Here is a 24,648-nt window from a genome sequence, read left to right as displayed (position 1 = left end):
CAAGCCAGCTGAATAAGCTGGCTTTTTTGCGTCTGCAATTTGTAGAAACTAGTCCGTTTTTCTTTCAGCTTGCATGTTTCTCCGCTATTTTTACTCACCAACTCACCAACTCACCAACTCACCAACTCACCAACTCACCAGCTCACTAGCCATTTCAATTACTGAATTCTTTGTCGATCCTAGGATTTCTCATTTTGTTCTCGTCCTATTGCTTAATCCTGCGCATAACTAGACGCCTGAGGTCTACCTCAGGTAGCACTGTTACTTATCTTTTAAGATAGCTGTTCCATACACCAACCGTATTGTTAGGCACTTCTCTGTGTTGGTATCTAGGGGGCATTTAAGTTGTCAAAACCGATGATTTAATTTGCTGAATTGAACCCATTCCTCTTCTTCAAACAATGTCTTTAGAACAATATTCCTTTTTATTTTGCCACTTAGTCAGATGGTAGTAGCTTGGGTTGTTAAATTTGCATATTTTTCACTTGGTTTATTCCTATGCTCGTTGTTTTCAATTTAGGAATCATTTTTTAGCCTAAGACATCACTTCAGCTTAAATCCAACATTATGCTTGTTTCATTATGGAATATTGAATTAATCGCTCGATTTATGAGGATTAATAACTTGTTGCCTGTGGATTTACTTAATATTGGTAAGACCAATTTACACTGATATGGTTTTTTTGTTATCAATTGGTTATGTTCTTAGCAGGTTGAGTTCAGCTGATTTTCTTGTTGTGTGATTAGTTAGCTTTAAAATGTGATTTTTTATTCGATTTTTTCTGATTGGTGATTGCTATGTGTCTGTTTACGGAAGAACCATAGTTTGTGAGCAGTTCATTTGATGAATTTTGAACTTGTAATGCGATAGCGATGATTTTGGGGCAATCGCGTTGTTGATAGGGAGCTAGAGAGTAAGGGGTAGGGGAGCTATGGAGGATGTAACGCAATCTTTATTGGATGCCGTTGGCATTATGTTTTTGGGGATGGGCTTAGTTTATTTATTTTTAAGTGTACTAATCCTTGGGATTCATTTGGTTGCGCGTTGGTGTGCGGTGGATGCTGCATCTGCACGTTTTGCTAAAAATCATGCTAAAAGTCAGCAGAGGGTAGCGCAATCTGATGCTAAACCTTTAGATCCAAACTTGGTCGCTGCGATTTCACTAGCGGTAAAGCAGTATCGTTCACAGATTAAGTAATGGGGAGCAGTATGACTTTTGTATCTAATTCTACGACAGCAGTGGCTAAGCCATTATTTTTAACTGATGTCGTATTGCGGGACGCACATCAATCCATTTTAGCGACGCGCTTACGCATTGATGACATGTTACCTATATCGCCGTTACTCGATAAGATTGGTTTCTGGTCATTGGAATCTTGGGGCGGGGCGACTTTTGATGCCTGTATTCGTTATCTTGGTGAAGATCCCTGGGACAGAATTCGTGAGTTGAAAAAGGCAATGCCTGATACGCCGCAGCAAATGCTGCTGCGTGGCCAAAACTTATTAGGTTATCGCCATTATGCCGATGATTTAGTCATGCGTTTTGTTGAGCGTGCCCATACCAATGGCGTCGATGTATTTCGTATTTTTGACGCAATGAATGATGTTCGTAATCTCGACACTGCGGTGAAAGCGGTGCGCCAAGTTGGTGGCCATGCGCAGGGGACGATCTCATACACCACAAGTCCAGTGCATACCATAGAGACTTGGGTTGATATGGCAAAACGTCTCGAAGATATGGGATGTGATTCTTTGTGTATCAAAGATATGGCTGGCTTACTTAAGCCTATGGAAGCGTTTGAGCTTATCAGTCGACTAAAATCCCAAACGCAACTCGTGTTATCTATGCATTGTCATGCGACGACAGGATTAAGTACCGCCACTTATCAGAAAGCCATTGAAGCGGGTATCGATGTGCTCGATACGGCAATTTCGTCGATGAGCCAAACCTATGGACATACTGCTACTGAAACCGTTATCGCTATGGTGGAAGATACTGAGCGTGCAACGGGTTACGATATGGTGTTGCTTGAGGAGATTGCCGCTTATTTCCGTGAGGTGCGCAAGAAGTACGCTAAGTTTGAAGGCGCGCTGAAAGGCATCGATTCGCGGATCTTACGTGCACAAGTGCCTGGTGGCATGCTGACCAATATGGAGAGCCAACTAAAGGAACAAGGCGCGGCCGATAAGATGGACTTGGTCTTGGAAGAAATTCCCCGCGTGCGTGCTGACTTAGGTTTTTTGCCCTTAGTGACACCTACATCGCAGATTGTCGGCTCGCAGGCGGTCATTAATGTGTTGATGGGGGAGCGTTATAAGTCACTGACTAAAGAGACTGAAGGCGTGCTTAAGGGCGAATATGGCACGACACCTGCGCCAGTCAATGCCGCATTGCAAGCGAGAGTCTTACAAGGAGCCGAAGCCATTACATGTCGCCCTGCTGATTTATTAACGCCAGAGCTGGCTAAATTACGGCTTGAGTTAGCTGATAAAGCACAGGAACAAGGCATTCGCCTATCTTCAGAGCATGACGATGATGTGCTGACATATGCACTCTTCCCACAAATAGGATTGCAGTTCTTAAAGAATCGTGATGATCCGAGCGCCTTTGAGCCTAAACCTGAATTGACTTCGGTACTTGCTGCTTCTAATGCTGCGGATCGTGGCCCTGAAACTTACACGGTAACAGTCGAAGGGCAAGAGTACATAGTTGAAGTCGCCGCAGGCGGTGAGATCTCGCAAATCCAGCTACAGGGACAAAGTGTTCATGCTGTGCAAGCTGTGACTGAGAGTACAACGCCAACTGCGAGCCATGGAGAGATCCGGCTTGAAATGAGTGCGCCTCTGTCGGGCAATATCTTCAAAGTGCATGTTTCTCCTGGCGATAGAGTGTGTGAAGGCGATGTCGTGATCATCCTTGAGGCGATGAAGATGGAAACTGAAATTCGTGCTCAGGGCGATGGCATTATCGCTAAGATCTGGGTGAAAGAAGGTGACTCAGTGTCTGTGGGTTCTCAATTACTGGCCTTGGCGTAGGAGTCATTATGGAAGGTTTAATAGCTTTTTGGGCCGAGACAGGTATCGCTCACTTTACTGGCGGGCAAGTGTTGATGATGGCAGTGGGCGCTTTGCTCTTGTATCTCGCCATAGTGCGTGGATTTGAGCCTTTGCTATTGTTGCCCATTGGTTTTGGTGCAGTGCTGGCGAACATTCCCCATGCGGGATTTACCGAAGAAGGTGGCATGCTGTATTACGCCTATCATGTGGGGATTGAGACTGGAGTGTTTCCGCTATTGATCTTTATGGGTGTTGGTGCGCTGACCGACTTTAGCGCCTTGATTGCGAATCCTAAAACTCTGTTATTAGGGGCTGCTGCACAGTTTGGGATTTTTGCGACACTGATTGGTGCAATCGCGCTGAACTTAGTGCCGGGATTTGAGTTCACCATGAAGGATGCGGCGGCCATTGCGATTATTGGCGGTGCCGATGGACCAACGGCGATTTTCCTTGCCTCAAAACTGGCGCCTGAGTTATTAGGTGCGATTGCGGTCGCGGCCTATTCCTACATGGCGTTAGTCCCTATTATTCAACCGCCGATCATGCGTTTACTGACAACTCAAGCCGAGCGCGAAATTAAAATGGAGCAGCTGCGCGAAGTCAGTAAGAAGGAAAAGATCATTTTCCCTTTGATGGTACTGGGATTAACGATTCTCTTCCTACCTGCAGCCACGCCGTTAGTGGGTATGTTTTGTCTTGGTAACTTGATGCGCGAATCGGGCGTAGTGGATAGATTATCGAAAACGGCGCAGAACGAGCTTATCAATATCGTTACGATTTTCTTAGGGTTAGCTGTCGGTTCTAAGTTATCAGCCGACCAATTCCTGCGGCTTGAAACCTTAGGGATTTTGGTATTGGGAGCGTTAGCATTTGGCATTGGTACTGCTGCAGGTGTATTGATGGCAAAACTGATGTGTAAGTTGTCGGGTGGTAAGATTAATCCGTTGATTGGTGCCGCAGGGGTGTCGGCTGTACCTATGGCAGCGCGAGTCGTTAACAAAGTTGGATTAGAGGCCAACCAACATAACTTCTTGTTGATGCACGCCATGGGGCCCAATGTGGCGGGAGTGCTAGGTTCTGCTGTGGCTGCGGGGATTTTACTTGCTGTGCTGGGTTGATGACAGAGTGGGTAAATTAAGCGGGTTTATCTTCGAATTTATTCTAGTTGTTAACGCTGTTTTAGCACTAAGGCCAACTCAGTATTGAGTTGGCTTTTTTGTTAAGTTACTCATTTATAGTATGAATCCTTGGTATTAACCTAAGCCGTTAACCAGAGTAATCCCATAAGGATTAAAATCAGCCCGCCACCTATACCGATAATGTAGATAAAACCTCGTCGGCCTTGTTTTAGTGTGAGTTTGTTGGCTTTTAAAAATAACGCCCAAAACAAACATAGGATCAGCGGGATAAGGAAGAGTCTCGTCATTGTCTGTTCTGCTAAAGTGTGAGTTAGAGTGGTTTTAGAGTCTAACAGCTTGATCTTATTTGAGTAACCTATTTTGCAGTTAATAGAGACTGTCGAAGTCGATTGTGGTCTCTAAAGCCAATAGATTAAAGACTGTTTGCAGGATAATAAAAGAGACCGCCGAAGCGGTCACTTACTGTGGTCAATGGTACTGATTATTTAGCTTAATACTTTTTATACAGTATTGTTATTGCTACGAACTCACAGGTGTAACGTCTTGATTGTCGTTCGAATAGAACTGTGCTTCATCGAGTTCATTTTCGGATTTACCAATCACAACAGCAGTCATCATATCGCCCGTTACGTTAGTTGCTGTGCGGATCATATCGATAATACGGTCAATCGCGGCGATAAAGGCAATGCCTTCAAGTGGCAGACCAATCACACCTAAGGTGACAGTTAACATCACCATCGCACTTCCTGGTACGCCAGCGGTACCAACAGAAGCCACTGTCGCAGTCACGGCGATCATCACATAGTCCAGTGTGTCGAGCGGAATATTGTAAATCTGGGCGATGAAGATAGCGGCTATCGCAGGGTAAATCCCCCCACAGCCGTCCATATTCATGGTCGCACCTAATGGCATCACAAAGGCACTATAACGCTTTGATACACCCATGGTTTCGACTGCGCGAGTGCTCGCAGGTAAAGTACCAAAACTTGAGGAAGTACTAAAGGCTACTAACTGTGCAGGCATAGCTTTACGGAAAAATTGCAGTGGGCTTAAACCACCAACAAACTTCACTAAGCCACCGTAAACAAAGATGATGTGGATAAAGGCGGCAATGTAGATAGCCCCGATAAACTTACCTAAAGGCAGTAGAGTCGATAAACCATATTCACCGACAACCCATGCCATTAAACCAAACACACCGATAGGAGTGAGTTTTAAGACCATGCGAGTCAGTTGGAACATGACTTCAGCACCTGCTTCAATGGTGCGTTTTAATGGCTCTGCTTTCTCGCCGACTTTATTGATAGCGATACCCACCAAAGCTGCAAACACGATAATTTGCAGTACCTTGCCTTCAGCGAGTGAAGCAAAAGGATTGACAGGGATCATGTCGAGCAACACTTGTGCGAAACCGGGAATATTACGCTCGCGCACTTCAGTCGTTGTGAGTTGCATGGTGCCACCCATGTCGATCATTGAGCCAACAGCTAAGCCGATCAGAGAGGCGATTGTGCCTGTCAGCATGAACATACCCAAAGTTTTCAAGCTCAGGCGTTTCAGGCTGGTTTGCGAGTTGAGTGATGTGATACTCACGACAATGGCACAAAATACCAAAGGTGCGACCAACATCTTAATGGCCCCAATGAACAGGTCACCTAATGGTTTTAGCACTGTGGCGCTTTCACCTAAAATAACGCCAACGAGCGCACCTAAGATAAAGCCTGCTAAGACTTTTTGCCAAAACGGAATGCGGCTAATGGTTTGAAGGATCATGCATATTCCAGAAAAATAAATTAAGAGTGAGCCAATAGGCCTGCGATGATAGGATTCGTATTTAACGAGTTGAGCGTGATGTTAACGCGCTCTCAGTCATGCGCATGGTTATTGCCTGCCATAGTTAACCTATTGTATCGACAGAGCTAGGGTTATAACAAACCGTTTTTCTTATAACTTATTGTGATAAGTGAGTTTGTTGTAAAAAGATTAAGTGAAACATTCAATTAACCCATGGCAAACCTCATCGCATTGAATACAAAAAGAGAGATTTATCATTGAGTAAGCCATTATGACTGAGTTAGGTATTATGTTCTCCGGCGCTTTTTTAGCGGCCACTTTGTTACCGGGGGGATCTGAAGTCTTACTCGTGGCGTTATTAAACAATACCCCAGAGGCTTGGGTTGCACTGGTCGTGGTGGCTAGTATTGGCAATACGTTGGGCGCGATGACCAGTTTCTATTTAGGCCGCTTAGGTCGCCTCGCAAAATCACCAGAAGCGTTAGCGACAGGTAAACACGCAAAGGGGCTCGCCTTGATTGAACGCTACGGCGTGTGGGCGTTGTTACTCTCATGGGCACCGATTATCGGCGATATTCTTTGTTTATTGGCGGGTTGGTTGAGGCTACCGCTAATTTCCTCTTTGGTGATTATTTTAATTGGTAAAACAATTCGTTACTTAATTATTGCCGCTGCCGTGCTGCAATGGATGGCATGATGGCGCTAGGATGGATTTAATGGTCAAGGGTGTGGAGTGTTTTTCCGTTTAGACTGAATTTACTGTATAGATAGGAACTTAGTGTTAATTTTGCGAGTCATAAATCCCAATGCTTAATCATTTAAGCGCACTATGACTAAACGCAGCACTATGATTATGAAGCTGTATTTTTGGCCCATTGATGTATGAGGGGAATGTTTTGAAGAAATGGATATTAGCGGTCGCAATTTCTGCCGCACTTGCGGGTTGTGCATCTGAAACGACTACAGTGAACTTGCCCGCAGGCGTTAAACTTATCGAAAATGTGCAATTGGCCGATTCGCAAGTAGGGATCCCCTACAAAAAGTACCAATTAGCCAATGGGTTAACGGTTATTTTACATCAAGATGATTCAGATCCCTTAGTGCATGTCGACGTCACTTATCATGTGGGCTCAGCTCGCGAATTAGCTGGGCGTTCGGGATTTGCGCATTTATTTGAACACATGATGTTCCAAGGCTCACAGCATGTTGCCGATGAACAGCATTTTGAAGTGGTTACCGAAGCTGGTGGTACCCTAAATGGCACGACCAATACCGACAGAACCAATTACTTTGAGACAGTACCCAACAATCAATTAGAAAAAATGTTGTGGCTTGAGTCGGACCGTATGGGCTTTTTGTTGCCCGCACTCACTAGTGAAAAATTCGAAGTGCAGCGCGAAACCGTCAAAAACGAGCGTGCACAACGTATCGATAATCAGCCCTATGGCCGCATGAGTGAGCGTTTTAGCCAAGCTATGTACCCTGTCGGTCATCCTTATTCTTGGCCTGTAATTGGCTGGCCGGACGATCTTAATCGCGCCACGGTTGACGATGTTAAACACTTTTTCCAACGTTGGTATGGTCCTAACAATGCGACCTTGACCATAGGTGGCGATTTCGATGAAATGCAAACCTTAGCTTGGGTCAATAAATATTTTGGTGAAATCCCCCGCGGTCGTGAAGTCTCGTTAGAGCAAAAGGCGCTGGTTAACTTAGACAAGACGCGTTACATCTCCATGGAAGATCAAGTGCACTTGCCTTTGATCCGTATTGGTTTTCCAACCGTATACGCTAGACATTCAGATGAGGCCGCGCTCGATCTGTTGGCCAATATTTTAGGTGGTGGTAAAACATCCTTATTATATAAAAACTTGGTTAAGGACGGTTATGCCGTGCAGGCTAATGTGAGTCATCCTTGTCAAGAGCTTGCGTGTCAGATGTCGATTTATGCTTTAGCCAATCCTGAAAAGGGGGGCAAATTGGCGGATCTGGAGCAACGTATCCTCGACTCGATTAAGGAGTTTGAGCAACGTGGCGTTACCGATGACGATCTGCAAAAAGTCAAAGTGCAGTTTGAGGCTGATACCATTTATAGCCTGCAGAGTGTTTCTGGCAAAGTGTCGACCTTAGCGATGAACCAAACGCTGTCGGGCAATCCGAACATGATTGCCTCAGATCTGAATCGTTATGCCAATGTGACCAAAGACGATGTGATGCGCGTGTTTAAGCAATACATTAAAGATAAACCTATGGTGGTTATGAGTGTGGTGCCGCAGGGAATGACGTCACTTATTGCCCATGCGGATAACTTCACGCCTGCAACGTTGCCGATTGCACATTCTGCGGTAGAGGGGGATTTGCCCAAGCCTGAACTTGTTTCAAGTTTTGATCGGACTAAGATGCCTGCATCTGGCGTTGCACCTATGCTCAAAGTACCTAAAATTTGGACAAAAACCTTAGCCAATGGCATCGAAGTCATGGGCACTCAAAGTACTGAAACACCAACAGTTGAGTTAATTGTTTATCTCAATGGTGGCCACAGACTCATACCCGTCGAAAAAGCAGGCTTAGCAACGCTGACTGCGGAAATGCTTAATGAATCGAGCCAGAAGCGCAGCAGTGAAGCACTATCACAAGCCTTAGAAATGCTAGGTAGTAGTGTCGACTTTAGTGCGTCTGAATATCAAAGTTCGATCAAAGTATCGGCTCTGACAGCACATTTAGATGAGACGCTGGCGATTATGGAAGAAAAGCTGTTTCAGCCAGCGTTCAGCGAAGCTGACTTTGCGCGAGTGAAACAACAGCAATTACAACAGATCCAGCATATGCAGTCCGATCCTAGCTATCTGGCTGATACGGCGTTGTCGTCTTTGTTATACGGTAAAGACAATGCGTTAGGTGTGAATGATCTCGGCACGCTCGATTCTGTCGCGGCGCTTACGTTAGCCGATGTAAAAGCGTTTTATGCCCAGCAGTATCAAGGCGGCAACGCTAAAATTGTCACTGTTGCTAATTTATCTGAATCTGCATTGCTGCCTAAATTAGCGGGATTAAACCAGTGGAAAGGAGAAGCAGCTGTGGTACCGCCACTTAAGCCACTCCCTGCATTAAAAGGCGGCACAATTTATGTGATTGATAAACCTGGTGCGGCGCAATCGGTAATCAATATTGCCAAGCGCGCATTACCCTACGATGCCACAGGCGATTATTTTAAATCCTATCTGATGAATTATCCGTTAGGCGGCGCATTCAATAGCCGTATCAACCTAAATTTACGTGAGGATAAAGGTTATACCTATGGTGCTCGCACTCGTTTTACTGGCGGTGCTGAAGTGGGCGATTTTGTCGCATCAAGTAACGTTCGCAGTGACGTGACGGCGAAAGCACTCATTGAGTTTGTAAAAGAAATCAGTGCTTATCAGCAGCAGGGCATGACAGATGCTGAACTTGCCTTTATGCGTAATTCAGTCTCTCAAGGGCAAGCTCTTGATTATGAAACACCGTATCAAAAAGCGGGCTTTATGCGGATGATCCAACGTTACCAATTGAGTCAAGATTTTACGACTCAACAGGACAAGATCATTAATACTGTAACAAAAGATGAACTCAATGCCCTCGCGGCTTCCGAGCTAGATATCAATAAAATGGTGATTCTGGTGGTGGGAGATAAAGCGACAATTGAAGCGGATTTAGCGGTATTGGGCTATCCAATTGAAACTTTAGTATTGTAAATTAGTATTTCGCCCTTATATAGGTAGATAGACGGGTGCATTAGTTAACGACTATTTGCCCTATATTTACCGGATTTACATCGAAAGACGGTGACAGCATTAGCTGTCACCGTCTGCTTTTAATCATACAAGGTGTGAATTTGGCTTGCCCCACAGACAGGTTTAGATTTATTTTGAGGCATATTTTGCAAGAAAAGCCTCAAAATAAAGGTCTGACTGTTAACCTTGTCGCGATAGCGAATCACCAATTAGAGAAGCGCAAATTGAAGTCATTCAATGAATTAGTACAACATCTCTCGGACGCCAATGGGCGCACCGCACTCTTGGGTATGTTACGTGGCATAGAACGTGAGGCGTTGCGGATTGATGAGTTTGGTTATCTCGCTACAGACTCGCATCCCGAAGCCTTAGGCTCGGCGTTAATGCATTCACGTATTACGACGGATTACAGTGAAGCCTTGCTCGAGTTTATTACGCCAGTAAATCACAATGTTGAGCAACTTCTCACTGGGTTAACTGAGACTCATGCCTTCAGCGTGCGCCACTTAAATGGTCAGCGTTTGTGGCCCGTGAGCATGCCTTGCTATGTGAAAGATGAGCAACAGATCCCCGTTGCCCGCTATGGCTCATCGAATACTGGCATGATGAAAACCTTGTATCGTAAGGGGTTAACCTATCGTTATGGTGCCCTGATGCAGATCATCTCTGGGGTGCACTTTAACTTTTCGGTATCGCAAGAATTATGGCAAAGCCTGTATGAGTTAAGTGATAAAGAGTTAACTTACGATGATTTTATTTCAGAATCTTATTTCGGCTTGATCCGTAACTATCGACGTTTAGTGTGGGTACTACCTTATTTATTTGGTGCCTCGCCAGCGTTATGTAGCTCCTTTATTAAAGATCAAAAAACCGACCTCAAGTTTGAAAAAACGGGCCACGGTACTCTGTATCTGCCCTATGCCACTTCGTTGCGTATGAGTGATTTAGGCTACACCAACAAAGAGCAAGAAGATCTAAATATCAGCTATAACTCTTTGCCTGAGTATCTGGCTGGCGTGAATGCAGCCACTAAAATGCCTTCAGCAAATTTTGCTAATATCGGCGTCAAAGTCGATGGTGAGTATCGTCAACTTAATGCCAATGTATTGCAGATTGAAAACGAGTTCTACTCGCCAATCCGTGCGAAACGGGTCACACGTAGTGGCGAGAAACCGTCTGAAGCTTTGGCCCGTGCTGGGGTGGAATACATTGAAGTGAGAGCGTTGGATGTTAATCCATTTAGCCCAGTTGGCATTGAGTCGACACAAGTACGTTTCCTCGATTTATTCCTACTCTATTGTTTATTAACGCAGTCGCCTAAGTCTGAGGCGAGCGAAGAGGCGAGATTAAGCGCGAATCTTAAAGCTGTGGTGCTTGAAGGCCGTAAACCTGGGCTTGAGTTATTAACTGCAGACGGTTCACGTTCGCTTAAATCTTGGTTAGAAGAGTTGTTTGATGCCTTGCAACCTTTGGCAGTATTGCTCGATGGTGAGGGGACGGATTATCAAGTGGCTTTGGCCCATTGGCGTAAAGCGGCTGAAGATCCGAATTTAACCCTGTCGGGACAAGTACTTCAAAACGTGATCAACAAGGGCCAAGATCATGGTCAGTGGGTAATGACGTTAGCGCAGCAATACTACCAATACTTTATCGATTATCCCTTGTCGAGCGAGACCATAGCGCAGTATCAAGCTGAAGCATCCAGTTCGCTTAACAAGCAAGCTGAACTAGAGGCGGCGCAGAGTGCAGTTTCATTCGATGATTATCTGGAAGATTACTTTGGAGTGAAGCTGTGAAAGAGGGGTTATTATCTTTCACTGGCCTACGTGCCCGCGCAGCTTTGATTGTGTTCAGTGCCTTGTTATCTGGCTGCGCCGCGTCACCTGAAGACCCACTGGGCTGTGGTACTGTGTCGGGTTATTTGCAGCCCGATGCCAGTACTCACTGGTATCGAGTTGTGGTGACCCATTTAAACGGGCAGGCAGTCGTTTCTAAGCCTAATTATCAGTTAGCGCCTGGCGAATATGAATTTACCGTTGCGGAGCTGATTGATGATCCAAGTTTGTCAGTCACGCTTGCCGCGCGGACACCCAAAGTATTCAAGCTCAATGTCGAAAGTCATCAGCGTTATCATATCGGTGCGTTATTTCACACTGATAAGCGCTATATGGGTAAAGACACTGCGTATTGGGAACCCGGCGTGTGGCAGCAAGAAGATCATGAGTGTCAGTTTGAGCTGAGTCCCGAAACGAAATAGCCAAAGTGTTAAGCTCAAGTGGTAAGCCAGCTACATTCGATTTAAGTCATATTGATTTAGCCTCTAGCGCTGAGATCTTCTAAGCGCAAAAAAGGCTTTTTATGCTTGCCTCAGCCTGAGTCTATGACATTATGGCGCGAGCTAACTCTCCAAAGAACATGATATTAATGAATAAGTCCTTCGCTATCTTACTCTGCGCCAGTCTCGGCATCTTGTCAGGTTGCGCGACATCTCCGCCTAAGTCTCCCGAAAATTTGTGTGAGATATTTCAAGAACACCGAGATTGGTACGATGCCGCTAAAGATGTCCGTGATAAATGGGGTGTGCCAGTGCATGTGCCGTTAGCTATGATGTATCAAGAGAGTTCATTCAAGCACAACGCCGCGCCACCGATGGAATACTTTTTAGGTTTTATTCCTATTGGCCGTGCCAGCGATGCCTATGGTTACGCGCAGGCTAAGACTATGACGTGGGATGATTATGTGCGTGAGACGGGAAACAGTTGGTCGAGCCGCAGTGATTTCGATGATGCCTTGGATTTTATGGGCTGGTTTATTAGCAAAACCCATAAGATAAATGGCGTATCTAAATGGGATGCGCGGGCGCAGTATCTTAATTATCACGAGGGCTGGGGCGGTTATCGCCGTGGTAGTTACAAATCTAAGGCGTGGTTAGTGAAAGTGGCGAACAAGGTGGATGCGAGGTCGAAACGCTACGCGGCTCAATATAAAACCTGCCAAGAAGATTTAGATTCATCTTGGCTGTGGCGTTTATTTTTTGGTTAAGATTACGTTTTTATATCATTGTCAGCCACTTAAGTGAGAATGGCTGACTGTCGGTGTTCAATTTAGATATTTAATCGAGATAGCTAATCGAGATAGTAAACTCAAATCTTAAACTCAGATATTCAACTCCGACGCTTACTGATTGTTGATATTAGCCTTTTGACATCGGCTGTAGCACCATACTTCAATTGATTTATTGCGCTTTCGCTGCGAAGGTTTCTAATGCCTGAATGGCTTTTTTCTTCGCACGCTTTTGCTCATACATAGCATGATCTGCAGTCTTAAAGGATTGATACCAATCGGCTTCGAAGGGGGCAATACCAAAACTAAAACCTAGGCTAAGCTCTGAACCTTGATTCAAGGTTTTGCGCATATCATCTAAGTCCTGTTCAATTTGAGCTAACGGCCCATGGCATAAAGCGACAAACTCATCGCCACCAAAACGGGAAATAATGCCTTTATTTTGCCAATAGGTGAGCATGGCGGTGGCTGTTCGCTTGATGGCAACATCACCCATCTGGTGCCCATAGGCATCATTAATGGACTTGAGATTGTCCATATCGATAATAATTAAAAAACTGCCTAAGTGAGGTTTGTGCTGCCAGTGGTGCAGTTCATCTTCAAAATTCTTTCGATTATAAAGTCCTGTTAATGGATCAAAATTGGCGAGTTTAGTGATCTGCAGTGACTTCTGATAGAGCGCAATGGCATTGCTAGCTTCGTGAGTTAGGATAGAGACAAGATTGCGGTCGTAATCGCTAAAGGCGCCAAGGCTACTGCTATCGAGATTGAGCATGGCATACAGTTTGCCATCAATACGAATAGGGCTAGACAGGGTTGAGCGTATCGGCTGCTTCGACACTGAGAGTAACACTTTTTGATCATCTTCCGTTAAGGTGCTAGCTGCATTGATATTCTTCATATCATTGATGACCACCACTTGGTCGCATCTCCCTTCAGTGAGTCGATATTCAAAAGTTTGCTCTAAGGTAAAATCCAGTTGTCTGAGCTTTGCTAAATCGAGCCCCACGACAGATTCAAAATACAGTTTATTATTCACCTCGTTGATTTTAATGATGCTGCCCATTTCGGCACCATTAATCACGTACACGGCTTTATTGAGTAAGGCGTCCAGAAAGGCATGCTCATTTTTATAATGGCTCGAGAGATGTGCGAGTTCATAGATGGCATCGTTGATGGTGACGACTTGCTCTAAATGCTGCCATAGTCGAGTTAAGCGACCCTGATGCAAATAGTAAATTAGGCTGTAGGCAAAAATATAAATGATGCAAACAAACAGTAAGGGCAGGATAGTCCAATTTTCTGTGGGTGCATTAAAGATAAACAGCAGGATGAATAGACATATCGGCACTATAAGCAGTAGCAGATGATAGCGATAATCTAAGCGATCTATGGTCTTACGTTTGAAATTATCCCTTAATTTCACTCGACTATTCCTTTATCTGTGTCATTGCTAGTAATCATTGAATGCTATACATCACTAACGTATTCACACTGAGTTCAGTTAAGTATATAACGAAAATTGAAATATAAACTGATATGAAACTGTGGACAATTTCATATCAGTGATTTTGGTACTAAATACTGAATTAACGCGAATTTTCTGCGTATTCGGCCAATATCCAAGTTAATGGTGCTTGGTATTGGATTGGCATCCAAGTTTGCAGTGCGGCTATGCTCTGGTTGAGCACAGTTTGATTTGGCACTGATAGGTTTAAATGTCCGACTTTACGACCTGGGCGCACTTCTTTGTTGTACCAGTACAACTCAGCATTGGGCAAACTTAACCAACGTGGGTCATTATCGATACCGATAAGGTTGACCATAACACACTGAAAATTCACTTGTGGCTGTGGGATCGCAATTCCGCAAAGTGCTCTAAGATGCAGCTGGAATTGATCCATATGGGTTCCGGCTTGAGTCCAATGGCCAGAGTTGTGCACTCGCGGTGCCAGCTCATTCACCAATAACTCATCACCAACACGGAAGCATTCCATCGCCATCACGCCAACGTATTCAAGCTCGTGCATAATAGCGCTGAGCATAGTTTCGGCTTGGGCTTGCAAGGGGGTTAAGCGTGCTAGTGGCGAAATCGACGCCATTAAAATGCCGTCCTGATGTAAGTTCAGCGTCAGCGGATAAAACACACATTCGCCTTTGCGAGTACGCACGCCAACCAATGATACTTCTTCATCAAAATTAATCGCTTGCTCAGCAATCGCAAGGTTACGCCAATCGTTTGGAATATCCCCCGCTTCGGCTTGTTTAAGCCAATGTTGACCTTTACCGTCATAACCACCGGTACGGCGTTTCATCAAGACTCTAGGACCATAGTGCTGATACAGGGTATCGACTTGGGTGTTATCGTCAACTAAGGTCCAAGGCGCTGTGGGAACACTGAGCTGGTCGAGTAGACTCTTTTGGCTAAAACGGTCGGCTAAACGGCTAAATACCGGACCATTAACAAAATGGGGGTGTGAGCTGAGTTGTAAACTCAGGGCGGACTCTGGCCACTGTTCGCGCTCGGCGGTAATAATGTCGTGGGGCGCGAGTGGCAGAATGTCATCCGTAGGCGTCATGATATCGACTGCGTTAACTTCAATCGCTAATGGCTCACCAGCGTGGGTCAACATGGCGCCCAGCTGACCATTACCTAATACCCACACCTTAGGTTTAGTGTTTGTCTGGGTCATTAGACTTCCCTCGGGTCTGGATTGTCCAGTACCGCACGGGTCTGTTCTTCTCTGAAAGCGTCAACACGAGCCGCTAATTCTGCATCGTTATTCGCAAGGATTTGGCAGGCCAATAATCCCGCATTGAATGCACCCGCTGTGCCTATGGCTAAGGTGCCGACTGCGATGCCTTTTGGCATTTGAACGATAGACAATAAGCTATCCATACCTGACAGGGCTTTACTTTGGACTGGTACACCTAATACGGGTAAGCGAGTTTTAGAGGCTATCATACCGGGTAAGTGCGCTGCACCACCAGCGCCACCAATGATGATTTTAAAACCACGTTCGGCGGCAGAGGCTGCAAACTCCATGAGTTTATCTGGCGTTCTATGGGCGGAAACCACTTCAACATGATAAGGCACTTGCAGTTTATCCATTATCTCAGCGGCAGCTTCCATCGTGGGCCAATCACTTTTAGAACCCATAACAACAGCAACAAGGGCTTGCATGATAACTCCTTAACTCACTAATTTTAATTATATTTTGACCTTGTTTCAGGTCTAGGTACAGTTGATGCTTGTCTAGCCGTCATCGGTAGCTAGCATCATGGCGCTGAATAATACCATGATCCTAGCGATTTCTGCCCGTTTTTGCGTGTGAAAAAACGTCTTTCGCGGCGATGAATAGGTGAGGTGATGGAGCAATAAAAAAGACCAACACTGAGGTTGGCCTTTGGCATTAGTTTGCAGTCATAAGCTGCTGATATTGGGTTGCGAGGTTTACAGTATTTGCTTATCCGTAGTGATTTCTGTTTGCTGAGTGATGACTGGCGCTTCTGTCATTGCCTCACGTAGGGTTGAGTAAAACTTCAACACACCTTCAATTGGCTGGATCTTCGCTCTCGCCAGCGTTCGGATGGGCTGGAACTGCAGATCGGCGATAATGAGCTTAGTCTTATTCGCTTTGCATTTTTCAATCAGCTTCGTCAGTGCGGCTAATCCTCCCGCATCCAGAATAGATACTCCATCGAGATAAAGCACTATCACTTGTTTATCTTCGGTGAGACTCGCGATTTCGGAGAAAATGCGGTCAGCAGCAGCGAAGAATAGCGGCCCGTTAATTTTGAGGACAGTCCAATCGGCAGGTAGCTCTTGATCCACATAACGCTTGTTGGTGCTGATATCGTAAAGCTTTGTCATCTCGGCAATTTCTTTCATAAACAGTAAGGCAGCAAGGATAATTCCCACACTGATGGCGATCACCATGTCGAAAATAACCGTTAATGAAAAGCAACTGACAAAAACCATGATATCGCTAGTGGGCGCAGTTTTAATTAAATGTAGTGCTTTGTGGGCTTCACTCATGTTCCAAGCCACAACAAGTAGCAGGGCTGCCATGGCTGACATGGGCAAATAAGCTAATACGCCCGCTAAGGCGACTAAACCAATTAAGACTACTATGGCGTGGATCATGGCAGCTATCGGGCTCTGAGCGCCTGCTTTGACGTTTGCCGCGCTACGGGCAATTGCTGCAGTGGCTGGAATACCACCAAAAAACGGCGTGATGATATTACCTATACCTTGCCCTAGTAATTCACTGTTGGCACTGTGACGTTTACCTGTCATGCCATCGAGCACCACTGCACAAAGTAGCGATTCAATTGCGCCTAACATGGCAATGGCAAAGGCGGCAGGTAATAAGGCTTGAAAGGTCGCGAGATTAAACTGAAAGGCTTGGCCATTCGCGCCAGCTTGCAGCCAAGGCCATTCGAAACTGGGTAATACGGCAGGAATTCCCATGCCTGTGGTGCCATCACTCAGTTGATAGTGAAAACGGGTTCCTATGGTTTCTATATCTGCACCCATGGCATTGAGAACCAAGGCGAACATAGTGCCGAGTATGATTGCTGGAAGGTGCGCTGGCACGGGTGTTTTGAGTTTTGGCCAAAGTAGCATAGTCGCTAAGGTCGCGGATGCTACCAGTAGGCTAGGTAAATGCACCGAGGGTAGCGCTTGAGCTAATGTCATCAACTTAGCCAGATATTGCTCTGGCATCTGGGCTATCTCGAGTCCGAAAAAATCTTTGAGCTGCAAGGTAGCGATGACGACACCTATCCCCGCGGTAAAGCCTAAGGTAACGGATTCAGGGATATACAAAATTAATCGGCCAAGTCGCAGCATTGCCATGCCGACGAGTATCATTCCGGACATCACAGTCGCGATTAATAATCCTGCTAAACCAAACTGTTGGGCTATCGGATAGAGTAATACTACGAATGCCGCTGTCGGGCCTGACACGCTATAACGTGAGCCGCCAGATATGGCGATAATAAAACCGCCGACAATCGCAGTGTATAAACCGTATTGAGGTGCAACTCCACTGGCAATGGCTAATGCCATTGCTAACGGTATGGCAATAATGCCGACGGTGAGACCTGCAAGAAGATCTTGCCCAAAACGTTTAAACGAATACTTATCCTTCACGCAAGCTTCTGTGAGTGCGTGGGCGATTCTTAGGGAAAACAAATGAGCTGAGTGTGACACGAGTGGGTCCCATAGCGAGGCGAGTAACAAGCTTCTATTTTAGTGACCTGATACAAGACGCAGTGTGAGCTTGATTGCAAAAACGATTGAAAATACTTTGTTTTGTATAAATAGTGTGCTTGGGTGGTGTTTGATTCTCATTTAAGAGTGGTTTGTAAAATATTTTGATACTTTAACCCTTTTAGTCATTTGTACCGTTTACAGCCTTAGGTCAACATCAAAGGCATTCAACATGAAAACAATATACTCCCAGAAAACCATTGCACATTCCTTATTACCTTGGGGAAACGCCAGCATATCGGCGAGCAATAGCGCAGCTTTATTCTTAGTCATGCTGAGTTTAACGGCCTGTGGCGGTAAAGGCTCTGAGGCTCGACAACGACAAGCGGAGCTGCAAGCCGAACAGAGTAATAAAGAAGTGTCACTGCGCCGTGCTGAAATGCGTGATGCTACTCAGATTGAGATGGCCAGAGTCGCGGCGCCGATGCAAATGTCTACCCATGGTGCAGTGATGGGAATGAACATAGCCCCAATGCCGTCAGACTATGCCGTTCCGTTAGCACAAAATAAATTCGAGCCGCTGGTGCAAAATGGCATCATGGTGGCCGGAGAAATCCCAGTATCGACGTTTTCCATCGATGTCGATACTGGCAGTTATGCCACCTTAAGGCGGATGCTGAGGGAAGGGCGCTTGCCCGAGAAAGGCACTGTCAGAGTTGAGGAAATGCTCAATTATTTTTCCTACGATTATCCCTTACCTGCTAAAAATGCCGCGCCGTTTAGCGTTATGACAGAGCTTGCGCCATCCCCTTATAACGATGACATGATGCTGTTACGGATTGGTCTTAAAGGGTATGACTTACCTAAATCTCAGTTAGGCGCCAGTAACTTAGTCTTTTTGCTCGATGTGTCAGGTTCTATGGCATCTGCAGATAAATTGCCTTTACTGCAAACAGCACTCAAGTTGCTGACGGCGCAATTAAGCGCGCAGGATAAAGTTTCTATTGTGGTTTATGCTGGGGCTGCTGGTGTGGTGCTCGATGGCGCGTCGGGTAATGACACTCAAACTTTAACCTATGCGTTAGAGCAATTGAGCGCAGGTGGTTCAACCAATGGTGGGCAAGGAATCACACAAGCCTATCAATTGGCGAAAAAGCATTTTATCCCCCATGGTATTAATCGAGTCATCCTCGCGACGGATGGTGATTTCAACGTTGGTATGACAGATTTTGATGATTTGATTGCCTTGATTGAGAAGGAAAAAGATCATGGTATTGGCCTGACAACCTTAGGGTTTGGTTTGGGGAATTACAACGATCAACTCATGGAGCAATTAGCGGATAAGGGCAATGGTAACTATGCCTATATCGATACCCTGAATGAAGCTCGAAAAGTGCTGGTGGACGAGTTAAGTTCAAGCTTGTTCACTATTGCTAAAGACGTCAAAGTGCAAGTGGAGTTTAATCCGGCCTTAGTGTCTGAGTATCGTCTAATCGGTTATGAGAATCGTGCTTTAGCACGGGAGGATTTCAACAACGATAAGGTGGATGCGGGCGAAATTGGCGCGGGTCATACAGTGACTGCCTTATATGAATTAAGATATGTTGAAGCAGGGCAGATGGCGAATGATAAACTCAGATATGGCGTTGATGCTCAAACGGGGCAAGAAAAATACAGCCGTGAAGAAATCGCTTTCCTTAAACTGAGATACAAGTTGCCAGAGCAAACACAGAGTCAGTTACTGAGTTATCCCATCAGGTTAGACCAAAATGTTAAGCTGTTAGAACAAGCGACTGATGATTTTAGATTTGCAGCAGCGGTTGCAGGATTAGGGCAATTACTGAATGGCAGCCATTATCTACATCAATTTGATTATACTAAGTTAAGCCAGTTAGCACGTTCGGCATTAGGGGACGATCCTTTTGGATATCGCCATGAGTTTGTGCAATTAATGGAAACCGCCGCGGCCATAGAGCAATCTAATTATGTGCCGATTAAGAAGGTATTCGATGGTACGGATAAACCTTTTCCTCCCCAAGATAAGCTTCATGGCGAGCCAGTGAGAGACAAGAGCAATACGCGCAATGAGAGATTACAATAGTAAAAGTAAATTCGTGGGGCTAACCCCAATGATGAGGAATTTCCCGTGGCATTAGCAATAGCGCAATTATCAAACCATGAGCACTCAGATGAGCAATTGATGTTGTGCTATGCCAAGGGCGATTCAAAAGCATTTGAACAGTTATACCTGAAGCACAAAGGTGCACTCTATCGCTACTTTGTACGCCAGTTAGGTGATAAGCAGTTAGCTGAAGATTTGTATCAAGAAACCTGGGGGCGGGTGATCCGCGCTGCGGCTAACTACGAAGCCAGTGCTAAGTTTACTACCTGGTTGTATCGTATCGCTCATAACTTATTGATTGATCATGTGCGGGCGGTTAAGCCCGTGGATTTAGTCGCTACTGATGAAGATGATGTAGGACTCGATACTTTTGTGGCGGGTGCGCAAGATAAACCCGATGTGCAGTGGCAAGAAGCGCAAAAGAGCTTATTGCTAAAGACCTGTATCGCACTGTTACCCCAAGTTCAGAAAGAGGCATTTATCCTGAATATTGAAATGGGTTTTACGGCTGCCATCATTAGCGACATTGCGGGCGTGACCTTAGAAGCGACTAAAAGCCGTATTCGTTATGCTTACCAAAGCCTAAAAGATTGTGTCAGCGCGAAATGGCAGGAGGCGGGTCATGAGTAATTCTTCTTCAAGTGCTGATGAGCGCGCATTACAACAGGAAGTGCTGGCTTGGTATCGCCAGCAGGCCTTAGAGGTTCCACCGCGGCAACTCGATCAAGATATCTTACAGCTGGCGCAAACTCACTTAGCTGAAATGCATCAAAGCAAAATAACCGCCGTTGAAGCGCCAAGTTCCGTCTGGCGACGCCATCCTTGGGCGTTATCGAGCGCGGCATCGTTAGTGCTTGTTGTTGGTCTGCTGGTGCTGAATCGACCTCAAGTCGAAGATGCACTTGCTCCAAGTCCTATGGTGATGAGTGCCCCTGCGCCACAAACGATGGCAAGAATGGCTGATACTGAAGCGATGCAATCTTTAAACATGCAAACAGAAGCCGTGGCTGAACATAAAAGACAGACGGAAATGCAGCAAGCTAAAGCCGCATTGGGAGCAACTGAGCAGCAGGATGCAATTAGCCCCGCTATCGCTGCAAGGTCTATGAATGCACCAAAATTATCTGAGCCTGCTGAAATCAACCAAGCGTCATTGACTGAGTATTTACATCGGTTACAAGTTCTTATCGAAGCGAAGGAGACTGAGCAAGCATTCGTGCTTGAACAAAAACTGCTCAAAGATTACCCGTATCTTGCAGTTAAGGATGTCGATGAAGCACTGTTAATCGAATCGCAGCAAGTATTAAGACTTGAGTTTAAAAAGCTACAACAGCAATTACATCAGCTTGCCAAATGACTATGTGGTTGTGGTATTTACGAATAAAAAAGTGATTAGAAATCGCAAAGTGGTGAGATAAACAGCTAAATTTCCCTGAAATATGCCGAGACGTGCTAATGTTTGTGGTCTGTTTACTGTTTGGTATGTGATTTACTTGATCAACGTCATAAAGTGAACAGGTTTTAGCCTGTTATATTGGTGTTAGTTCACGACTTGGCTAGTATCAATAGTCAGACCCATATTCAGGAGGCATTATGCTTAAAAGACTCATGCATGATCATAAACATATAGCTGTATTGCTAAATGTTTTAAAAAACAAGCAAATGAAACTATCCGAAGGTGAGTCAATCAACTTCAGCGTCGTGCGCGATATTGTTGAATATATGCAAGGATATGCTGAACGTTGCCATCATCCCATTGAAGACATTATTTATGCCTACTACCTAGCCCATAAAACGAACGATACTATCGATAAATTGAGTGCCGAACATGAGTCGGTGATCCAATCCTCGGCCACCTTGATGGCGACTTTAAACTTGATCCTCAGTGATATTGTGGTTGCCCGCGAGAAACTGATTGTTGATTTTGCAGAGTATGTGGCATTGCAAGAGCGACATATGCAGATGGAGGAACGGGAAATATTTCCTTTGTTAGCCAAAAGTTTAACTGAGCAAGATTGGCAAGTTATTGAGTTAGAGTGTCAGAAATCGCTGATCGATGATCCTTTGTTTCTGGATCGAGAGCAGAAAGAATTTGAAGATTTACGGGTTTATCTCACAGCGTCTGACTAATACTCTTTAGTTTATTGGGCCCATGTTGTGGGCTTAAGCTGGTGTTTTTATACGGCTGAGGAGCACATTTTTGATTCTGACGGCGATGTCTCGTGAGCCAAAGTTGGTTGGGATTTGTAAAGTATTATCGGTGTCGATGACGTTGGTTTTTATCGTAACGTACTGGTTTTTTTTGATGTGTTTTTTAAAGCTTCGGCTCGTAAGGTCATACCCCGCTTATATTCTGTTTGTTCCAATAGTTGTAAATAAAAAAAGCGCCGAAGGGCGCTTTTCTATTCATGTTTGAAATGATAACTAGCTCATATAAACATGTAATTACAACTGGATAGCATCAATGTCGTAGTTAAAGTTATTATCGATTTCTTGGAGTTCTTTGAGCAAACGATGCTTATCTTTTAACGCTTCGATCTCACGCCATTTACGTTTTTTATTGGAGCCTCGCGAACGATCGGGTCTTTCAACGACTTCATCTAGCGCACAACCATAATCTAAACGATCCATGGCAACCTCCTGTTGTTGTATGTTTTGTCAGCGATTAAATAACATATTTTTAAAACAGGGTGCAAGAATTATGTTTCATTTGTGTTAAGTTGAAATGAACTTTGAGTGATATGTCATTGATGTTATATGCAGAAGTAGAGCGGAGTTAAGCAGGAAAATTTAATAAAAAGAACGGGGTAGAATTAAAAAGCCAGCAATTGCTGGCTTTTTGTTCGATTAGATTTTGCCTTGTCGATAAAGGTTAATCAATGCGTTGCTTGAGGCATCTAAAGCATCGGAATCTTGCTCTGCGCCAATGCGTGCTAACACATCGTTACCGAGATTCTTACCGAGTTCTACACCCCATTGATCGAAGGAATTGATATCCCAAATAGCACCTTGAACGAAGGTTCTATGTTCATATAAGGCAATTAAAGCGCCTAGGGTACATGGAGTGAGCTTATCCATAAGCAAGGTGTTGCTCGGCTTGTTACCAGGCATGACTTTATGTTGAGCGATCAGCTGCTTCTCTGTGGTGGATAATGCGCTATTAGCAAGTTCGGCTAAAGCTTCATCAAAAGTACGACCTTGCATTAAGGCCTGGGTTTGACCGAAGCAGTTTGACGCTAATTGGTCATGGTGCTCACCGATAGGATTATGGCTTTGCAGCGGCATAATGAAATCGGCAGGGATCAGTGCGGTACCTTGATGTAATAACTGGTGGTAGGCATGTTGGCCATTAGTGCCTTCGCCCCCCCAAATGACGGGACCTGTGCTGTAGTCAACATCAGTACCATTTAAGGTGACTGACTTACCGTTACTTTCCATATCGAGCTGCTGGAAGTAAGCGGGTAGGCCTCGCAGATAATGATCGTAGGTTAATACGACATGGGACTGAGCATTAAAGAAGTTTCCGTACCATAGGGAGAGTAATCCCATGATAACCGGCATATTCTCAGTCAGTGGCGCTGTGGCGAAGTGCTCATCCATCTGATGCGCACCCGTGAGTAGAGCCCTGAAGTTATCCATACCGATCAAAAGTGCAATGGGCAAGCCAATCGCTGACCAGAGAGAGTAACGGCCACCAACCCAATCCCACATAGGGAAAATATTGTTTGCATCGATACCAAAATCTGTCGCTTTTGCTACGTTTGAAGTGACTGCGACAAAGTGTTTTGCCACATCAGACTGCAAACCGCCTTTCGCTAGGAACCAGTCTCTTGCGGTGAGGGTATTGGTTAAGGTTTCCTGTGTCCCGAAAGATTTGGATGACATGATGAACAAGGTCGTTTCAGGATCCAGTAACTTCAGCTTCTCACTAATAGAAGTCCCGTCGACGTTTGCCACAAAGTGACAATTTAATTCGGGGTTCCAATAAGGCCGCAACGCTTGAGAGACGATTTTGGGGCCTAGGAAAGAGCCGCCAATACCAATACTTACAATATCGGTTATCGCTTTACCTGTGTAACCTTTCCATTGACCTGACGTCACTGAGCTCACAAACCCTTGCATCTTATCTAGAGTTTGTTGAACTTCAGGAACTATGTCTTGACCCTCGGCAATAATCGATTGTTCTGCAGTACTGCGAAGCGCTGTGTGCAGTACGGCGCGCTTCTCTGTGGTGTTAATGATTTCACCTGCAAACATCGCTTTGATTTTTGCTTCAAGTTGGCTATTGCTTGCCAACGCAAATAACAGATCCAGCGTTTCCGCTGTTGCTCTGTTTTTAGAGTAATCCAGTAATAAACCACAGGCTGATAGCGACATTTTATTGAAACGTGCCGCGTCAGTTGCAAACAATTCCCGCATATGCGGAACATTTTTACTGTGTGCTGATAAAGCTTGCCATGTTGAGCTTTGGGTCAAGAGTGTCAT

The 24,648-nt window shown here is 45.1% G+C and carries 20 protein-coding genes; 12 read left to right on the top strand and 8 right to left on the bottom strand.

Annotated elements, in window-relative coordinates:
• Positions 1-931 precede the first annotated feature (931 nt).
• Genes HQQ92_RS14570 through HQQ92_RS14560 form a run of 3 tightly spaced genes read left to right on the top strand, consistent with a single transcriptional unit; the run spans position 932 to position 4,175 of the window.
• Positions 932-1,198 carry an OadG family protein gene (locus tag HQQ92_RS14570; RefSeq protein WP_173246320.1) on the top strand — a complete coding sequence of 89 codons (267 nt, stop codon included), beginning with the start codon at positions 932-934 and terminating at the stop codon, positions 1,196-1,198.
• An 11-nt stretch (positions 1,199-1,209) separates the two neighbouring features.
• Positions 1,210-3,036 (top strand): sodium-extruding oxaloacetate decarboxylase subunit alpha, encoded by a 1,827-nt coding sequence (gene oadA / locus HQQ92_RS14565; protein WP_173246318.1) that lies wholly within the window; start codon positions 1,210-1,212, stop codon positions 3,034-3,036.
• A gap of 8 nt (positions 3,037-3,044) precedes the next feature.
• Entirely contained in the window at positions 3,045-4,175 is a 1,131-nt protein-coding gene (locus HQQ92_RS14560; protein WP_168823572.1) for a sodium ion-translocating decarboxylase subunit beta, read from the top strand.
• Positions 4,176-4,315: 140 nt separating this feature from the next.
• On the opposite strand, the gene HQQ92_RS14555 is transcribed toward HQQ92_RS14560, so the two are convergent.
• The gene (locus HQQ92_RS14555) at positions 4,316-4,483 is read right to left on the bottom strand and encodes a hypothetical protein (RefSeq protein ID WP_173246315.1); all 168 of its coding nucleotides are present in this window, start codon (positions 4,481-4,483) and stop codon (positions 4,316-4,318) included.
• A 232-nt stretch (positions 4,484-4,715) separates the two neighbouring features.
• Positions 4,716-5,969: a dicarboxylate/amino acid:cation symporter gene (locus tag HQQ92_RS14550; RefSeq protein WP_173246311.1), complete on the bottom strand. Its 1,254-nt coding sequence runs from the start codon at positions 5,967-5,969 to the stop codon at positions 4,716-4,718.
• A 292-nt stretch (positions 5,970-6,261) separates the two neighbouring features.
• On the opposite strand from HQQ92_RS14550, the gene HQQ92_RS14545 reads away from it, so the two are divergent.
• From HQQ92_RS14545 to HQQ92_RS14525, 5 genes are all read left to right on the top strand, one after another.
• Positions 6,262-6,687: a YqaA family protein gene (locus tag HQQ92_RS14545; protein WP_131525261.1), complete on the top strand. Its 426-nt coding sequence runs from the start codon at positions 6,262-6,264 to the stop codon at positions 6,685-6,687.
• 181 nt (positions 6,688-6,868) lie between these two features.
• A complete protein-coding gene (locus HQQ92_RS14540) occupies positions 6,869-9,721 on the top strand; it encodes a pitrilysin family protein (protein WP_173246308.1) in 2,853 nt (950 codons plus the stop codon).
• A 185-nt stretch (positions 9,722-9,906) separates the two neighbouring features.
• The gene (gshA, locus tag HQQ92_RS14535) at positions 9,907-11,556 is read left to right on the top strand and encodes a glutamate--cysteine ligase (protein ID WP_173246306.1); all 1,650 of its coding nucleotides are present in this window, start codon (positions 9,907-9,909) and stop codon (positions 11,554-11,556) included.
• Positions 11,553-12,017, top strand: coding sequence for a hypothetical protein (locus tag HQQ92_RS14530; protein ID WP_173246303.1), 465 nt, complete (start codon positions 11,553-11,555; stop codon positions 12,015-12,017). Before gshA ends, HQQ92_RS14530 begins: the two co-directional genes overlap by 4 nt.
• 167 nt (positions 12,018-12,184) lie before the next feature.
• Positions 12,185-12,802 carry a hypothetical protein gene (locus HQQ92_RS14525; protein WP_302051421.1) on the top strand — a complete coding sequence of 206 codons (618 nt, stop codon included), beginning with the start codon at positions 12,185-12,187 and terminating at the stop codon, positions 12,800-12,802.
• A gap of 193 nt (positions 12,803-12,995) precedes the next feature.
• Here the strand turns inward: HQQ92_RS14525 and HQQ92_RS14520 are convergent, their stop codons facing one another.
• The 4 genes from HQQ92_RS14520 to dauA form a co-directional block, all read right to left on the bottom strand.
• The gene (locus tag HQQ92_RS14520) at positions 12,996-14,249 is read right to left on the bottom strand and encodes a diguanylate cyclase (RefSeq protein ID WP_173246300.1); all 1,254 of its coding nucleotides are present in this window, start codon (positions 14,247-14,249) and stop codon (positions 12,996-12,998) included.
• Positions 14,250-14,412: 163 nt separating this feature from the next.
• Positions 14,413-15,516, bottom strand: a complete 1,104-nt coding sequence (gene purK / locus HQQ92_RS14515; RefSeq protein ID WP_173246298.1) for a 5-(carboxyamino)imidazole ribonucleotide synthase — start codon at positions 15,514-15,516, stop codon at positions 14,413-14,415.
• Positions 15,516-16,007, bottom strand: coding sequence for a 5-(carboxyamino)imidazole ribonucleotide mutase (gene purE, locus HQQ92_RS14510; RefSeq protein ID WP_028760937.1), 492 nt, complete (start codon positions 16,005-16,007; stop codon positions 15,516-15,518). The genes purK and purE overlap by 1 nt, the downstream gene beginning before the upstream one ends.
• Before the next feature lie 270 nt (positions 16,008-16,277).
• Complete coding sequence (gene dauA / locus HQQ92_RS14505) at positions 16,278-18,041, bottom strand: C4-dicarboxylic acid transporter DauA (RefSeq protein ID WP_173246295.1); 1,764 nt, start codon at positions 18,039-18,041, stop codon at positions 16,278-16,280.
• A gap of 232 nt (positions 18,042-18,273) precedes the next feature.
• On the opposite strand from dauA, the gene HQQ92_RS14500 reads away from it, so the two are divergent.
• The 4 genes from HQQ92_RS14500 (at position 18,274) to HQQ92_RS14485 (ending at position 22,293) form a co-directional block, all read left to right on the top strand.
• The gene (locus HQQ92_RS14500) at positions 18,274-20,142 is read left to right on the top strand and encodes a VWA domain-containing protein (protein ID WP_173246280.1); all 1,869 of its coding nucleotides are present in this window, start codon (positions 18,274-18,276) and stop codon (positions 20,140-20,142) included.
• A 45-nt stretch (positions 20,143-20,187) separates the two neighbouring features.
• On the top strand, positions 20,188-20,793 hold the full coding sequence (locus HQQ92_RS14495) for a sigma-70 family RNA polymerase sigma factor (RefSeq protein ID WP_173246278.1): 606 nt from the start codon (positions 20,188-20,190) through the stop codon (positions 20,791-20,793).
• Positions 20,786-21,520 carry a hypothetical protein gene (locus tag HQQ92_RS14490; protein ID WP_173246275.1) on the top strand — a complete coding sequence of 245 codons (735 nt, stop codon included), beginning with the start codon at positions 20,786-20,788 and terminating at the stop codon, positions 21,518-21,520. Before HQQ92_RS14495 ends, HQQ92_RS14490 begins: the two co-directional genes overlap by 8 nt.
• Positions 21,521-21,756: 236 nt before the next feature.
• Entirely contained in the window at positions 21,757-22,293 is a 537-nt protein-coding gene (locus HQQ92_RS14485; protein WP_105249947.1) for a hemerythrin domain-containing protein, read from the top strand.
• 315 nt (positions 22,294-22,608) lie between these two features.
• On the opposite strand, the gene HQQ92_RS14480 is transcribed toward HQQ92_RS14485, so the two are convergent.
• Together HQQ92_RS14480 and pgi are read right to left on the bottom strand one after the other, a co-directional pair.
• Positions 22,609-22,794, bottom strand: coding sequence for a DUF3545 family protein (locus tag HQQ92_RS14480; protein WP_006080618.1), 186 nt, complete (start codon positions 22,792-22,794; stop codon positions 22,609-22,611).
• A 216-nt stretch (positions 22,795-23,010) separates the two neighbouring features.
• Positions 23,011-24,648, bottom strand: a complete 1,638-nt coding sequence (gene pgi, locus HQQ92_RS14475; protein WP_173246272.1) for a glucose-6-phosphate isomerase — start codon at positions 24,646-24,648, stop codon at positions 23,011-23,013.

This window comes from Shewanella sp. DC2-4 (assembly GCF_013248875.1).
Taxonomy (GTDB): Bacteria; Pseudomonadota; Gammaproteobacteria; order Enterobacterales; family Shewanellaceae; genus Shewanella; species Shewanella oncorhynchi.
This window is presented reverse-complemented; position numbering and strand designations above follow the sequence as displayed.

Excerpts from the sequence above, each read along its gene's own strand:
- HQQ92_RS14545 (WP_131525261.1), top strand. The coding sequence starts at position 6,262 with ATGACTGAGTTAGGTATTATGTTCTCCGGCGCTTTTTTAGCGGCCACT.
- HQQ92_RS14500 (WP_173246280.1), top strand. The coding sequence starts at position 18,274 with ATGAAAACAATATACTCCCAGAAAACCATTGCACATTCCTTATTACCT.
- HQQ92_RS14525 (WP_302051421.1), top strand. The coding sequence starts at position 12,185 with ATGAATAAGTCCTTCGCTATCTTACTCTGCGCCAGTCTCGGCATCTTG.
- HQQ92_RS14560 (WP_168823572.1), top strand. The coding sequence starts at position 3,045 with ATGGAAGGTTTAATAGCTTTTTGGGCCGAGACAGGTATCGCTCACTTT.
- HQQ92_RS14540 (WP_173246308.1), top strand. The coding sequence starts at position 6,869 with ATGTATGAGGGGAATGTTTTGAAGAAATGGATATTAGCGGTCGCAATT.
- HQQ92_RS14570 (WP_173246320.1), top strand. The coding sequence starts at position 932 with ATGGAGGATGTAACGCAATCTTTATTGGATGCCGTTGGCATTATGTTT.
- purE (WP_028760937.1), bottom strand. The coding sequence starts at position 16,007 with ATGCAAGCCCTTGTTGCTGTTGTTATGGGTTCTAAAAGTGATTGGCCC.
- pgi (WP_173246272.1), bottom strand. The coding sequence starts at position 24,648 with ATGACACTCTTGACCCAAAGCTCAACATGGCAAGCTTTATCAGCACAC.
- HQQ92_RS14550 (WP_173246311.1), bottom strand. The coding sequence starts at position 5,969 with ATGATCCTTCAAACCATTAGCCGCATTCCGTTTTGGCAAAAAGTCTTA.
- purK (WP_173246298.1), bottom strand. The coding sequence starts at position 15,516 with ATGACCCAGACAAACACTAAACCTAAGGTGTGGGTATTAGGTAATGGT.
- HQQ92_RS14490 (WP_173246275.1), top strand. The coding sequence starts at position 20,786 with ATGAGTAATTCTTCTTCAAGTGCTGATGAGCGCGCATTACAACAGGAA.
- HQQ92_RS14485 (WP_105249947.1), top strand. The coding sequence starts at position 21,757 with ATGCTTAAAAGACTCATGCATGATCATAAACATATAGCTGTATTGCTA.
- HQQ92_RS14555 (WP_173246315.1), bottom strand. The coding sequence starts at position 4,483 with ATGACGAGACTCTTCCTTATCCCGCTGATCCTATGTTTGTTTTGGGCG.
- HQQ92_RS14480 (WP_006080618.1), bottom strand. The coding sequence starts at position 22,794 with ATGGATCGTTTAGATTATGGTTGTGCGCTAGATGAAGTCGTTGAAAGA.
- oadA (WP_173246318.1), top strand. The coding sequence starts at position 1,210 with ATGACTTTTGTATCTAATTCTACGACAGCAGTGGCTAAGCCATTATTT.